This is a genomic window from Pseudomonas fluorescens (assembly GCF_004683905.1).
GTDB lineage: Bacteria > Pseudomonadota > Gammaproteobacteria > Pseudomonadales > Pseudomonadaceae > Aquipseudomonas > Aquipseudomonas putida_A.
Genome location: NZ_CP038438.1, coordinates 1,183,801 through 1,197,444 on the forward strand (window position 1 = coordinate 1,183,801; position 13,644 = coordinate 1,197,444).

The following is a 13,644-nucleotide window of genomic DNA, read 5'->3' on the forward strand; positions in this document are numbered from 1 at the left end:
CGCCGTTGACGATCATGGTCCGGCAGCAACATCGCCGGGCCATTAATAGAGAGCCGCGAACACGCGGTTGTTTTCCGGCCGACCTTGCGTCGGCCGTTTCATGGGGAGTTCACAGTGAATCCGGTCAAAGTAGGCATCTGTGGGTTAGGGACCGTCGGTGGCGGTACCTTCAACGTACTTCAGCGCAACGCCGAGGAAATTGCTCGTCGTGCCGGGCGTGGGATCGAAGTGGCACAAATTGCCATGCGCACGCCAAAGCCTCAGTTCCAGACGACCGGTATTGCGATTACCAACGATGTCTTCGAAGTGGCCACGAACCCTGAGATCGACATCGTCATAGAGCTGATGGGCGGCTACACCGTTGCCCGCGAGCTGGTACTCAAGGCCATCGAGAATGGCAAGCATGTGGTCACCGCGAACAAGGCACTGATCGCCGTTCACGGTAATGAGATTTTCGCCAAGGCACGCGAGAAAGGCGTGATCGTGGCATTCGAAGCGGCCGTGGCCGGTGGCATTCCGGTGATCAAGGCGATCCGTGAAGGCCTGTCCGCCAACCGCATCAACTGGGTCGCCGGGATCATCAACGGTACCGGCAACTTCATCCTCACCGAAATGCGCGAGAAGGGTCGCACCTTCGAAGACGTGCTGGCCGAAGCGCAAGCGCTGGGCTACGCCGAAGCCGATCCGACCTTCGACGTCGAAGGCATCGACGCCGCGCACAAGCTGACGATTCTGGCCTCCATCGCGTTCGGCATTCCGCTGCAATTCGACAAGGCCTACACCGAAGGCATCACCAAGCTGACCACCGCTGACGTGAACTACGCCGAAGCGCTGGGCTACCGCATCAAGCACCTCGGTGTGGCGCGCAGCACCGCTGCCGGTATCGAGCTGCGCGTACACCCGACGCTGATCCCGGCCGATCGTCTGATCGCCAACGTCAACGGCGTGATGAACGCCGTGATGGTCAACGGTGACGCTGCCGGTTCGACGCTGTTCTACGGCGCCGGTGCCGGCATGGAGCCGACCGCTTCGTCGGTGATCGCCGACCTGGTGGACGTGGTTCGCGCCATGACGTCCGATCCGGAAAACCGCGTGCCGCACCTGGCCTTCCAGCCGGACTCGCTGTCGGCGCACCCGATCCTGCCGATCGAAGCCTGCGAAAGCGCCTACTACCTGCGCATCCAGGCCAAGGACCATCCGGGCGTACTGGCTCAGGTGGCGAGCATCCTCTCGGAGCGCGGCATCAACATCGAGTCGATCATGCAGAAGGAAGTCGAGGAACACGACGGTCTGGTACCGATGATCCTGCTGACCCACCGCGTGGTCGAGCAGCGTATCAACGATGCGATCGCTGCCCTCGAAGCCCTGGCCGGCGTGAATGGTCCGGTTGTGCGGATCCGCGTCGAGCACCTGAACTAAGTCGTTGTCCTGCAGTGGCCCCGTGAAAGGGGCCACTGTTGTGCACACTCTCCATTGGAGTCAGTCATGCGTTACATCAGTACCCGCGGCCAGGCACCGGCCCTGAATTTCGAAGACGTCCTGCTGGCCGGTCTGGCCACTGACGGCGGTCTGTACGTCCCGGAAAACCTGCCACGTTTCACCCAGGAAGAAATCGCCTCCTGGGCCGGCCTGCCGTATCACGAGCTGGCTTTCCGCGTCATGCGCCCGTTCGTCACCGGCAGCATCCCGGACGCCGATTTCAAAAAGATCCTCGAAGAAACCTACGGTGTGTTCTCGCACAGCGCCGTTGCGCCGCTGCGTCAGCTCAACGGCAACGAATGGGTGCTCGAACTGTTCCACGGCCCGACCCTGGCGTTCAAGGACTTCGCCTTGCAACTGCTCGGTCGTCTGCTCGATTACGTGCTGGAAAAGCGCGGCGAGCGCGTGGTCATCGTCGGTGCCACCTCGGGTGACACCGGTTCGGCCGCCATCGAAGGCTGCAAGCACTGCGAAAACGTCGACATCTTCATCCTGCACCCGCACAACCGTGTGTCCGAAGTGCAGCGTCGGCAGATGACGACGATTGTCGGCGAGAACATCCACAACATCGCCATCGAAGGCAACTTCGATGACTGCCAGGAAATGGTCAAGAACAGCTTCGCCGACCAGAGCTTCCTCAAGGGCACGCGTCTGGTGGCGGTGAACTCGATCAACTGGGCGCGGATCATGGCCCAGATCGTCTACTACTTCCACGCAGCCCTGCAGCTGGGCGGCCCGGCGCGTTCGGTGGCGTTCTCGGTGCCGACCGGCAACTTCGGCGACATCTTCGCCGGTTACCTGGCGCGCAACATGGGCCTGCCGATCAACCAGTTGATCGTCGCGACCAACCGCAATGACATCCTGCACCGCTTCATGAGCGGCAACCAGTACGTCAAGGAAACCCTGCACGCCACGCTGTCGCCGTCGATGGACATCATGGTTTCGTCGAACTTCGAACGCCTGCTGTTCGACCTGCACGGTCGTAACGGCGCGGCGATTGCCGGGCTGATGGATTCGTTCAAGCAGGGCGGTGGTTTCAGCGTCGAGCAAGAGCGCTGGACCGAAGCCCGCAAGCTGTTCGACTCGCTGGCCGTGGACGATGCGCAAACCTGCGAAACCATCGCCGAAGTCTACGCGCAATGCGGCGAAGTGCTGGACCCGCACACCGCCATCGGCGTCAAGGCCGCGCGCGAATGCCGCCGCAGCCTGGACATCCCGATGGTGATCCTGGGTACCGCACATCCGGTGAAATTCCCGGATGCCGTGGAGAAAGCGGGTGTAGGAAAAGCTCTCGAACTGCCTGCACATCTTTCTGATTTGTTTGAGCGAAACGAGCGCTGCACCGTTCTGCCAAACGAGCTGAAAGCCGTACAGGCCTTTGTCAGCCAGCACGGCAACCGCGGCAAGCCGCTGTAAGCCGAAAAAGCTGTCACATTTTGAAGCCCGTCTCCTGACGGGCTTTTTTGTTTCTGCTGCCACACTGCTCGGGTTTTCGCCCATGAAGGACGGGTGAGTCGATCACGAAGGAAGTGGCAATGCTGTTTGAAAGAGGATGGAAACACGCCCTGAAGCGGGTTTTTCTGTTGTGCCTGTTGGTTGGCTGGCGCGTGGGCGTTGCGGCGCATCTGGCGCATGATGAAGAGCAGTTGAACATCGGCACCGTTGTGCTGAGTGAAGCAGAGCGGCAATGGGTTCGCGATAACCCGACGGTGATCGTGGCGGCGGAGCAGTACCCGTTGTACCTGTTTCTGGATGAGCATGGTCATTGGAGCGGCTTGAACAATGATGTGCTCAAACGCATCAGCGCCATGACCGGGTTGCAATTCGTTTACCGGGAGTCGTTTTCCACCGCGCAGATGCTCGAACGCCTGGAAACCGGTGCCGCAGACATGAGCACGACCCTGGCGATGAATGATGAGCGCCGGTTGAGCCTGGATTTCAGTCATGCCTTTGGCGGTGCCGGCTGGGTATTTGTCGGCCGCGCCAGCGAGCCTGGAGTGCAATCGCTGGAGCAGTTGGCCAAACGGGTGCTGGTGTTGCCGGGTCGGCATGCGCTGGAGGGGGTGATCCGACGCGATTATCCGTCCATCGAATTACGTTCGGTGAAAACCTATGCCGAGGCGCGGGCGCTGGTCGAAAGCGGTGAGGCCTATGCCACCATCGAAAACGAAATCGGTGCGCAGCTCTATCCCTCGGGATTGCTGAAGGTTGGCGAATTGCTGGAGGGAAAATGGGAGGCAGATCTTCTGGCCGTGCGCAAGGGTCAGCCGCAATTGCTGAGCATCCTGAACAAGGCGCTTGAAGCGTTCCCGGCTTCCGAACTGCGGGCCATTCGCCTGAACTGGCTGGGCGGCATCGGGCCGAAACCAGCTGCTGCGGGCTGGCAACACTGGTCGCGTTTGGGCTACTGGGGTGTGTGTGTGGTGGGGGCTTTTTGTGGGTTGTCGCTGTTATGGCATCGGCGAATGGCGGCGCTGATCAAACAGCATCGAGACGTACAAAGCCAACTCGGTGATCAATTGGTCTTCCAGCGCGCGCTGATAGACGCCATGCCTGACCCGGTGTTCGTTCGCGACCTGGAAGGGCGTCTGATCCTCTGTAACAAAAGCTACGAAGAGGCGTTGTCGATCCGCTTTGAGCAGGTGCAGGGGTGTCGCTTGATCGACGTCGATGCCCTGCCGCGTGCCACCGCCGGCATGCTGCATGAGGAGTTCATGATTCAGCTGAGAACCCGCCGAACCCGCTTCAGCAGACGTCGCCTGCAATTCAAGCAGGGTAATCGCGACATCTATCAATGGACGGTGCCGTTTTACTGTGCCAGTGGGGAGTTGCGAGGCTTGCTCGGCGGGTGGACGGACATCACCCGGCGTGATGCGGCAACGACGGGAGATCCGCATTGATATAGGGAAATTTCCTATATCACGCGTTTCCTTTTCCGATGGGGGACTGAAGGAGGCTGCCCTAAAGTGGGCAGCAACTGCGGACGAGTCCGCGATTGCCGTTTCAGAGGTCGTCCATGCGCTCGCTCAAAGTACTGATTCTCGAACCCGATCCTTATCGAATGATGGCGTTGCACCAGATGCTCAATGCGGTCGGTATCTACGACGTGCTGACAGCGCCGTCGCTGGCGTCCGCAAAGTGCTCGCTGGAGCGCCGCACCCGGGTCGACATAGCGATTTGCGATCCGCAACTGCGCGGCGGAGAGGGCCTGGCGCTGATCCGTCATCTGGTGGCCGGGCGGGAAGCGCGGGCGCTTATCCTGCTGGGGCGTGTGGCACCCGGCCTGCTGAGTGATCTCGAAAGCCTGCTGCACCAGCAGGAGCTGAAACTCCTGGGGCGTTTGCAAACGCCGGTCTCGGCAGTGCTGATGCGCGGGCTGCTGGACAGCTACCTGCAAGCGGCAGCCCATCCGGCGGGGGCTTGAGCCGATGGTTATGTTTCTGTCATCTTCACCGTGCATGCTCTGACAGACCGCTAACTGCTCCGGGAGCAGCGCGGTATTCAGAACTTTCTTCTCGGGCCGGTGGTCATTTATTGTGAACACGCCCCAGGCACAATGTTTTCGGACTATTGAGTGGAGATCGAGATGGAAAGTATCAGTCTATTGCTCGGTGAGGCTCTGAGCCCGTATCAGGTGACGTTGACTCCGTGTGGCGCCCATGGCGAATGCCTGGTGACGCTGAAGAACAGCAACGGCGCCCTCGTGGTGGAGCGCGAATTCAATCAGGCGCAGTTGAGCGACAAACGCCTGCTGACAGATGTGGTTGACGGTTTGCACCGTGACGTCCTGATCGCTGAAGGGCGGCTGGAGCCCTGTGTGATCGCGGCCTTGCGCAATGCGGCGCTGGATAAGCGTGCGGCCCTGTAAAGATGAAATATTTTTTGTGGGAACCTTCCTGCATCCCCGTCAGTCAGACCCCATAACAGCAGGATCAAGCATTGTGCTCCGGTGCTTGTCGCTTGCTGCTACGGGTCTTTAAGCAGACCGCGTTTAACCCCGAGTTGTCTCCCCACTGCTCGGGGTTTCTTTTTGCCCGCAGGTTTTACTGCGTGGCCTGTTGCTCGAAAAAAATCCGCGCCTGTTGCAGATAATCCGTGCGCATTTCGGGGTCCAGCCAGTCGGCATACGACTGGTTCAGTTGCTCGTGGGGCAGGGTACGCAGCAGTTGGTTGATCTCACTGATCGCCTGACGGCCCTGAGGAGTATCGGAACACCCGACAAAGCCAGACAGATACTTGCCGGTGCCGCGAATCGGAAAGAACACCAGTTCGTCTTCGGCAATTTGCGCCTGCTGCGCCTGATAGCGGATCTCCGGCCAGTAACCCAGCACCACTTGCAGACGCCCCAGGCGCTGCATCGACAGCAGGCTGCTCAGGGCGTCGTTGCCATAATGCGGCGTCAACGCACCGCCGGGAGCCTGCTTGAGCAGACTGTCGAGATACTCGCCGTAACTGCGTTCCGCGACGACTCCGACCTTGATCTCGCCATTGGCCAGAAATGCCGGCAGATCGACTTCACCGTCGATCAGGTACGGCGCCAATACGTCGCGATCTTTCTGACGCACCACCAGACCATTACTGACAGCGCGAAACGCCGGGATAGAGAAAGTGATCCATTGCGTGCGCTCCTTGCTCCAGATCAGCGACGGATCGCAGGTGAAGGACGGCTCGTGCAGCATCTGCATGCCGCGGGCGCGATTGACCCGCATCAGCGTGTGTTCGTATTGCGGCATGCCGGCGATCAGCATCGGCATCAGTTGATCGATGACGCCCTGGCCCTTTTTCGGGCCTTCGAAGATGGTCAGGGGCGGCAGGTCGCGCAGCAACCAGACCAGCGTGGGTTTCGCTTGCGCCCAGGCGGGCAGGGCGAGCAGAAACAACAGGCCGAACAGCCGCCACGTCCACCAGTGGTGGGCGCGGTTGGCGTCCGATGTCTGCCGATGTTTCAGCTTAGATAGCTCCGTCTGCGCGCAACCGGGCGATCTGCTGTTCGTCGTAGCCAAGATCGTGCAGTACCTGCGCATTGTGTTCACCGAGCTGCGGCCCGACCCATTCGGAAGTGCCCGGTGTCTCAGAGAGTTTCGGCACGATGCCCGGCATCTTGAAAGGCTTGCCGTCCGGCAGCTTCGCCTGCAGGAACATTTCCCGGGCGAGGTACTGCGGATCGCTGAACATGTCCTCGGCACTGAAGATCCGGCTAGCCGGCACTTCCGCCTGATTGAGCAGGTCGAGCACGCTTTGCAGCGGCAGCGAATTGACCCAGCGGTCGATCACGCCATACAACTCGTCGCGGCGACTGTCGCGACCGTCGTTGCTCGCCAGTGTCGGGTCGTTGGCCAGATCCTCGCGGCCGATGATCAGCATGAAGCGCTTGAAGATTGCGTCGCCATTGGCACCGATCTGCACATGCTTGCCGTCGGCGCTGGTATGGATCGATGACGGCGTGATGCCCGGCATGATGTTGCCGGTGCGCTCGCGGATGAAGCCGAACACGTCGAACTCCGGCACCATGCTTTCCATCATGGCGAAAATCGCCTCGTACAACGCGACATCGACTACCTGGCCGAGACCGCCGTTGACCTCACGATGACGCAGCGCCATCAGCGCGCCGATCACGCCCCACAACGCGGCAATCGAATCGCCGATGGAGATTCCGGTGCGCACCGGTGGCCGGTCTTCGAAGCCGGTGATGTAGCGCAAACCGCCCATGGACTCGCCGACCGCGCCGAAGCCCGGTTGATCCTTCATCGGCCCGGTCTGGCCGAAACCCGAGAGGCGCACCATCACCAGTTTCGGATTCAGCGCGTGCAGGGTTTCCCAGCTCAGCCCGAGTTTTTCCAGCACGCCGGGGCGAAAGTTTTCGATCAGGATGTCGGCTTCGCCCAGCAGTTTTTTCAGGATCGCCAGGCCCTCGGGGTGCTTGAGGTTCAGGGTCAGCGACTTCTTGTTACGAGCCTGGACGAACCACCACAGCGAAGTGCCTTCATACAATTTGCGCCACTTGCGCAGCGGATCGCCGCCGTCGGGCGATTCGACCTTGATCACTTCGGCGCCGAACTCGCCGCAAATGCGTGAGGCGAACGGCCCGGCAATCAACGTACCCAATTCAATGACTTTCACACCGCTGAGCGGTTTGTTGGCGAACGGCATACTGAATCCTGTAGGACAAGGCTGAGCAGATACAGCGTTTTAACATAGCCGGCTGTCAGACGCCGCAGCTTGATCGCCATCAATTCGATGATTGCCTACCGCATCGGTTAGACTTGCCGACTTTCCTCGTATCAAGAAGCCCGTTCATGGCCCAGCCGTCTACCACTTACAAATTCGAACTGAACCTCACTGACCTCGACCGTGGTGTCTACGAGAGCGTCAAGCAGACCATCGCCCGTCACCCCTCGGAAACCGAAGAGCGCATGACCGTGCGGCTGCTGGCCTACGCCCTTTGGTACAACGAACTGCTGTCGTTTGGCCGTGGTCTGTCGGATGTGGATGAACCTGCGCTGTGGGAAAAAAGCCTGGACGACCGTGTTCTGCACTGGATTGAAGTCGGCCAGCCGGATGCCGATCGCCTGACCTGGTGCTCGCGTCGCACCGAACGCACCAGCCTGCTGGCCTATGGCAGCCTGCGCGTATGGGAAGGCAAAGTGGTGCCGGTGGCGAAGAACCTGAAAAACGTCAACATCGCCGCCGTGCCGCAAGAGGTGCTGGAAACTCTGGCCAAGGACATGCCGCGTGTCATCAAGTGGGACGTAATGATCAGCGAAGGCACGATCTTCGTCACCGACGACCGTGGTCAGCACGAAGTCCAGCTGGAATGGCTGGCAGGCGAGCGCGGCTGATCCCGCGTCGCCTGCTGATTAATCCCACGTATTCAAGAGAAGTTTCCGTTACCCCATGCGTATTGATCCTCGACCGTTGCCTGCCACGCTGCCGTTTCTCGGTGATCTGCCACCTTTGCTGACCCGTTTGTACGCGGCGCGTGGCGTTCAATCCGAGGCCGAGCTGGATAAAAGTCTGGCGCGGCTGATTCCGTTCCAGCAGCTCAAGGGCATCGAGGCGGCGGTGGATCTGCTGGTGACGGCGCTGGAGCAGCGTCAGCGGATTCTGATCGTCGGTGACTTCGATGCGGACGGGGCGACGGCCAGTACGGTCGGCGTGCTCGGCTTGCGTCTGCTGGGCGCGGCGCATGTCGATTATCTGGTGCCGAACCGCTTCGAATACGGCTATGGCCTGACCCCGGAAATCGTCGAAGTCGCGCTGACCCGTGAGCCGCAGTTGTTGATCACTGTCGACAACGGCATCTCCAGCGTCGAAGGCGTGGCTGCCGCCAGGCGCGCGGGACTCAAGGTGTTGATCACCGACCACCACTTGCCCGGCGATGAACTGCCGCTGGCCGATGCACTGGTCAACCCGAATCAGCCAGGCTGCGAGTTTCCGAGCAAGGCGCTGGCCGGGGTCGGGGTGATTTTCTACGTGCTGATGGCCTTGCGCGCGCGCCTGCGCAGTCTCGGCTGGTATGAGAGCAAGCCACAGCCGAACATCGGTGAGTTGCTCGATCTGGTGGCGCTGGGCAGCGTCGCCGACGTGGTGCCGCTGGACGCCAACAACCGGATTCTGGTGCATCAAGGCCTTGAGCGGATTCGCGCCGGGCGCGCACGGCCGGGGATCAAGGCGATTCTCGAAGTGGCCAAGCGTGATGCGGCGCGCATCACCTCCACCGACCTGGGTTTCATCGTCGGCCCGCGCCTGAACGCGGCGGGGCGCCTGGATGACATGAGCCTCGGGATCGAATGCCTGCTCACCGCCGATGCCAATCTGGCGCGGGAAATGGCCGCGCAACTGGACGGCATGAACCAGGATCGCAAATCCATCGAGCAGGGCATGCAGCGCGAGGCGCTGGCCCAGCTCAAGGACTTGCCGGTGGAATCGATGCCGTTTGGCCTGTGCCTGTTCGATCCCGAGTGGCACCAGGGGGTGATCGGCATTCTCGCTTCGCGGATGAAAGAACGTTATTTCCGTCCGACGATTGCCTTCGCCGATGCCGGTGACGGTTTACTCAAGGGCTCGGGGCGTTCGGTGCAGGGTTTCCACATTCGCGATGCTTTGAGCGTGGTGGCGGCGCAGCATCCGAACCTGATTGCCAAGTACGGTGGCCACGCGATGGCGGCCGGTCTGACTTTGCCGCAAGAGAATTTTCCGCTGTTTGCCGAGGCTTTCGATGCCGAAGTGCGTCGGCAACTTCGTGAGGAGGACCTGACCGGGCGCATGCTTTCGGATGGCACGCTGGCGGTCGAGGAATTCCATCTGGAACTGGCCCGCGCCCTGCGCCATGCCGGGCCTTGGGGCCAGCACTTCCCGGAGCCGCTGTTCCATGGCGTGTTCCAGTTGGTCGAGCAACGGGTGGTCGGCGAGCGGCACCTGAAAGTGGTGCTGAAAAGCGAGTGCGGGTCGGTGAAGCTGGATGGCATCGCTTTCGGCATCGACCGTGATGTCTGGCCGAACCCGACCATTCAGTGGGTCGAGCTGGCCTACAAACTCGACGTCAACGAGTTCCGGGGCAACGAGACGGTGCAACTGATGATTGCCCACATCGAACCGCGCTGACGCCATTCGCGAGCAGGCTCGCTCCCACAGGCACGGTGTTGCCCTTGTGGGAGCGGGCTTGCTCGCGAAGGCGCTCTTTCACACACAGAATTACTCTGAACCCTCCCTCATCCCCGGTTGTCGACTAGGCTCTAAGCACTGCTTGATTGGCCTTGTGACGTCTTGTCGAATGTTTTGCCCGCGGGGGCGGGTGCTGCACCTTTTTCCTGTCACTCGTCGACTTTTCAAACAGAACCCTGGAGCCTGCCCACTGATTTGAGAGGTGCCCCATGAGTCTGCTGCTCGAACCCTTTACCCTTCGCAAACTGACCCTGCCCAACCGCATCGCCGTGTCGCCGATGTGCCAGTACTCCAGCGTCGACGGTCTGGCCAACGACTGGCATCTGGTGCACCTGGGCAGCCGTGCGGTGGGCGGCGCCGGTCTGATATTCACTGAAGCCACGGCGGTTACCGCCGACGGGCGGATCACCGCCGAAGATCTCGGTTTGTGGAACGACGAACAGATCGAACCGCTGCAACGCATCACCCGTTTCATCACGGCTCAGGGTGCGGTTGCTGGCATTCAACTGGCCCATGCCGGGCGCAAGGCCAGCACCCATCGGCCATGGATCGGCAAACACGGTAGCGTCAAGCCGGAGGATGGCGGCTGGACCCCGGTCGGGCCGTCACCGATTGCCTTCGACCCGCAACACACGCAACCGAAACAGCTGAATGAAGGGCAAATCGCCGAAGTCATCCAGGCCTTCGTCGCTGCGGCCAAACGTGCGTTGACCGCAGGTTTCAGCGTGGTCGAAGTGCATGCCGCCCATGGTTATCTGCTGCATCAGTTTCTGTCGCCGCTGAGCAATCAGCGCCGCGATCAATACGGTGGTTCGTTCGAAAACCGTATTCGCCTGGTGTTGCAAGTCACCGAGGCCGTGCGCGAGGTCTGGCCGCAAGAGTTGCCGGTGTTTGTCCGGGTTTCGGCCACCGACTGGGTCGAAGACGGCTGGAACCCGGATGAAACCGTGGAGCTGGCGCGCCGCCTCAAGGCATTGGGAGCGGATCTGATCGACGTCTCTTCCGGTGGTACCGCCGCCAACGCCGAGATTCCTGTGGGGCCGGGTTATCAGACGCGCTTCGCCGAACGGGTGCGCAAGGAGTCCGGCATCGCCACCGGCACCGTCGGCATGATTACCGAGCCGGCGCAGGCCGAGCACATTCTGCGCACCTGTCAGGCCGACATCATCTTCCTCGCCCGTGAACTGCTGCGGGACCCGTACTGGCCGCTGCATGCCGACGATGATCTGGGTGGGCGCAAAGCGGTATGGCCTGCGCAGTATCAGCGCGCGACCCATCGTGATCAGCCGATTCACGAGTCTGACTTGCGCGATTGAGTCGGTTGCGGTAAAGCAAAAAGCCCCGGTCAGTGATGGCCGGGGCTTTGTTTTGTCTGGTTGTCGTTGCGCTGCCTGGTCGAACGCTATCGCGAGCAGGCTCACTCCTACAGTTGATCTGCGTCGAACACTCATTTTGTGAACGATAGATCCCCCTGTAGGAGTGAGCCTGCTCGCGAAGAGGCCAGGTCAGGCGCTACATAACCCTCAAGGGTATTTATGCTTGTCCGGCGCCGGCGGGAAGTACTGGTACAGCCAGGTCTCGCTCAATGTGCGGTCATTGGTGCGGATGAACAGGCGCAGTTCCACCGGGTCGACGCTGTCGCTGGTCGGGTACCAGTCGAACAGGATCCGGTAACCCTTGATGTCATCGAGCACCAGCACGCTGAAGTCCTGCACCTTGCCGTTGGAGCAAGTGACCACCGGTTCGATCCCGGTGCCCTGCGGCAGGCGATCGAGACCGCCGCCGGTGAAGTCCACGGCAAAACGCCGCGCCCAGACCGGCGGGTAATGCTCGCCTGGTGCCCAGCCTTCGACGAAACCACCCATACCCGACCGGGTCGCATGCACCCGCGCCAGCGGCGTGCCGACTGGTGGCAGGGCGCTCCAGTAGAGCTTGTAGCCATAGTTCAGCGAGTCACCGGCAACCACCGGTTTTTTCGGCGTCCAGAACGCGACGATGTTATCGAGCGTTTCGCCGGTGGTAGGAATTTCCAGCAGGTCAATCGAGCCCTCGCCCCACGCGGTGGTTGGTTCGACCCACAGGCTCGGGCGTTTGCTGTACCAGTCAACGGTGTCCTGATAGTTGGCGAACTCGTGGTCGGTCTGCACCAGACCGAAGCCCTTCGGATCGGTGTCGGCGAACGCGTTGAACTGCAGGGTCGCCGGGTTGTTCAGCGGACGGCAGATCCACTCGCCGTTGCCGCGCCACATCGCCAGGCGATCGGAGTCGTGGATCTGCGGGTGGATGGTGTCGCACATACGGCGTTCGTGGGTGCCGCAGCTGAACATGCTGGTCATTGGCGCGATGCCCAGTTGTTCGATGGCGGTACGCGCGTTGATGTGGGCGTCGATCTCCATCACCACGCGCTCGGCCTGGCAATCGATGTCGAAGCGGTAGGCACCGGTGGCGCTCGGCGAGTCGAGCAGCGCATAGACCACAAAACGCGTGGCGTTCTGATCCGGGGTCTCGAACCAGAATTTGGTGAAGTCCGGGAATTCTTCGCGCTTTTTCGCGTAGGTGTCGACGGCCAGGCCGCGAGCGGAGAGGCCATATTGGCCAGTCGCATCCACCGCGCGGAAATAACTGGCGCCGAGGAACGACACCACGTCATGGCGATCCAGTTCCGGCGCCTTGAACAGCTTGAAACCGGCAAAGCCCAGGTCACCTTTGAGCTGCTGGGTATCGACCGAGGTGTTCTCGTAGTTGAACAGCGTCGGGCGGAAATGCACTTCGCGGGCGGTGCGGGTCTTCGGATCGACGCTGTACATGCGCACCGGCTGGCGGAAACCCATACCGACGTGGAAGAACTGCACGTCCAGCTGACCCTTGTTTTCTTTCCACAACGAATGATCGCCGTCGTAGCGGATCGCGTTGAAATTCTGCGGGGTCATGGTCGCCAGCGTTGGCGGCAGCACCTGTTTGCTGTCCTGATAAGCCGAGCCGGCCAGTTGCTTGGCCTGGCGCTTGAGCGCTTCGAAGTCGAAAGCCTGGGCCTCGCCATCGGCGGCGCCACCATTGGCTGCCCAGGCACGGGCGGCCAGCAGGCCGGAAGCCGAGAGACCGGTGTAAGCCGCAATGGCCATCGACGCTTTGAGCAAATTCCTGCGGTGCATAAATACAACCTGTCGTGAGCAATCCCGCGCCTTTCCTGGCACGTGCTGGATCAGAAATTACGGTTCGGACAAGCCTTCGGCCAAACGCAACGGACTATAAACAGATGCCGGCTAGCTTAAACGGTTCGCTCGCCGAGCAAAATTCGTTGATACACAGTGACAGAGTGTCAATGAAACAAGACATGTCGGTTAAAAATCTGACAGGGCGTTCTGATTTATACGGCATATCTGCTTTTTTCGACTAATTACTCTAAAAACCGCTTTTCAGCGCCGATTTAATTTCTATTCTATGGGCATGACCGGTGTTGACCGGTAGGGCACACGGCGCTGCTGTAAGGGGCAGGGCGAT

The 13,644-nt window shown here is 60.8% G+C and carries 11 protein-coding genes; 8 read left to right on the forward strand and 3 right to left on the reverse strand.

Going from position 1 to position 13,644, the window contains the following annotated elements:
• The first annotated feature begins 114 nt into the window (after positions 1-114).
• The 5 genes from E4T63_RS05310 to E4T63_RS05330 all read left to right on the forward strand — a co-directional run bounded on the left by E4T63_RS05310 (position 115) and on the right by E4T63_RS05330 (position 5,347).
• Complete coding sequence (locus E4T63_RS05310; RefSeq protein ID WP_007908972.1) at positions 115-1,419, forward strand: homoserine dehydrogenase; 1,305 nt, start codon at positions 115-117, stop codon at positions 1,417-1,419.
• A gap of 66 nt (positions 1,420-1,485) precedes the next feature.
• A complete protein-coding gene (gene thrC / locus E4T63_RS05315) occupies positions 1,486-2,895 on the forward strand; it encodes a threonine synthase (RefSeq protein WP_027610971.1) in 1,410 nt (469 codons plus the stop codon).
• A 119-nt stretch (positions 2,896-3,014) separates the two neighbouring features.
• A complete protein-coding gene (locus E4T63_RS05320) occupies positions 3,015-4,379 on the forward strand; it encodes a transporter substrate-binding domain-containing protein (protein ID WP_135295027.1) in 1,365 nt (454 codons plus the stop codon).
• A gap of 116 nt (positions 4,380-4,495) precedes the next feature.
• Entirely contained in the window at positions 4,496-4,903 is a 408-nt protein-coding gene (locus tag E4T63_RS05325; protein WP_027610973.1) for a response regulator transcription factor, read from the forward strand.
• 162 nt (positions 4,904-5,065) lie between these two features.
• Positions 5,066-5,347, forward strand: coding sequence for a DUF3509 domain-containing protein (locus E4T63_RS05330; RefSeq protein ID WP_027610974.1), 282 nt, complete (start codon positions 5,066-5,068; stop codon positions 5,345-5,347).
• Between the two features lie 175 nt (positions 5,348-5,522).
• Here the strand turns inward: E4T63_RS05330 and E4T63_RS05335 are convergent, their stop codons facing one another.
• Complete coding sequence (locus tag E4T63_RS05335; protein ID WP_225137657.1) at positions 5,523-6,482, reverse strand: TIGR02285 family protein; 960 nt, start codon at positions 6,480-6,482, stop codon at positions 5,523-5,525.
• On the reverse strand, positions 6,430-7,629 hold the full coding sequence (locus E4T63_RS05340) for a CaiB/BaiF CoA transferase family protein (protein WP_135295028.1): 1,200 nt from the start codon (positions 7,627-7,629) through the stop codon (positions 6,430-6,432). The genes E4T63_RS05335 and E4T63_RS05340 overlap by 53 nt, the downstream gene beginning before the upstream one ends.
• A 146-nt stretch (positions 7,630-7,775) precedes the next feature.
• Between E4T63_RS05340 and E4T63_RS05345 the strand changes: the two genes are divergently transcribed.
• The 3 genes from E4T63_RS05345 to E4T63_RS05355 all read left to right on the forward strand — a co-directional run bounded on the left by E4T63_RS05345 (position 7,776) and on the right by E4T63_RS05355 (position 11,459).
• The gene (locus tag E4T63_RS05345) at positions 7,776-8,318 is read left to right on the forward strand and encodes a YaeQ family protein (RefSeq protein WP_041063193.1); all 543 of its coding nucleotides are present in this window, start codon (positions 7,776-7,778) and stop codon (positions 8,316-8,318) included.
• A 55-nt stretch (positions 8,319-8,373) separates the two neighbouring features.
• Positions 8,374-10,083: a single-stranded-DNA-specific exonuclease RecJ gene (gene recJ, locus E4T63_RS05350; protein ID WP_135295029.1), complete on the forward strand. Its 1,710-nt coding sequence runs from the start codon at positions 8,374-8,376 to the stop codon at positions 10,081-10,083.
• Between the two features lie 269 nt (positions 10,084-10,352).
• Positions 10,353-11,459, forward strand: coding sequence for an NADH:flavin oxidoreductase/NADH oxidase (locus E4T63_RS05355; protein WP_135295030.1), 1,107 nt, complete (start codon positions 10,353-10,355; stop codon positions 11,457-11,459).
• A 207-nt stretch (positions 11,460-11,666) separates the two neighbouring features.
• Here the strand turns inward: E4T63_RS05355 and E4T63_RS05360 are convergent, their stop codons facing one another.
• A complete protein-coding gene (locus E4T63_RS05360) occupies positions 11,667-13,295 on the reverse strand; it encodes a glucan biosynthesis protein D (protein WP_135295031.1) in 1,629 nt (542 codons plus the stop codon).
• Positions 13,296-13,644: the final 349 nt, after the last annotated feature.

Coding starts and splice junctions, on each gene's coding strand:
- thrC (WP_027610971.1), top strand. CDS start 1,486: ATGCGTTACATCAGTACCCGCGGCCAGGCACCGGCCCTGAATTTCGAA.
- E4T63_RS05320 (WP_135295027.1), top strand. CDS start 3,015: ATGCTGTTTGAAAGAGGATGGAAACACGCCCTGAAGCGGGTTTTTCTG.
- E4T63_RS05325 (WP_027610973.1), top strand. CDS start 4,496: ATGCGCTCGCTCAAAGTACTGATTCTCGAACCCGATCCTTATCGAATG.
- E4T63_RS05330 (WP_027610974.1), top strand. CDS start 5,066: ATGGAAAGTATCAGTCTATTGCTCGGTGAGGCTCTGAGCCCGTATCAG.
- E4T63_RS05340 (WP_135295028.1), bottom strand. CDS start 7,629: ATGCCGTTCGCCAACAAACCGCTCAGCGGTGTGAAAGTCATTGAATTG.
- E4T63_RS05345 (WP_041063193.1), top strand. CDS start 7,776: ATGGCCCAGCCGTCTACCACTTACAAATTCGAACTGAACCTCACTGAC.
- recJ (WP_135295029.1), top strand. CDS start 8,374: ATGCGTATTGATCCTCGACCGTTGCCTGCCACGCTGCCGTTTCTCGGT.
- E4T63_RS05355 (WP_135295030.1), top strand. CDS start 10,353: ATGAGTCTGCTGCTCGAACCCTTTACCCTTCGCAAACTGACCCTGCCC.
- E4T63_RS05360 (WP_135295031.1), bottom strand. CDS start 13,295: ATGCACCGCAGGAATTTGCTCAAAGCGTCGATGGCCATTGCGGCTTAC.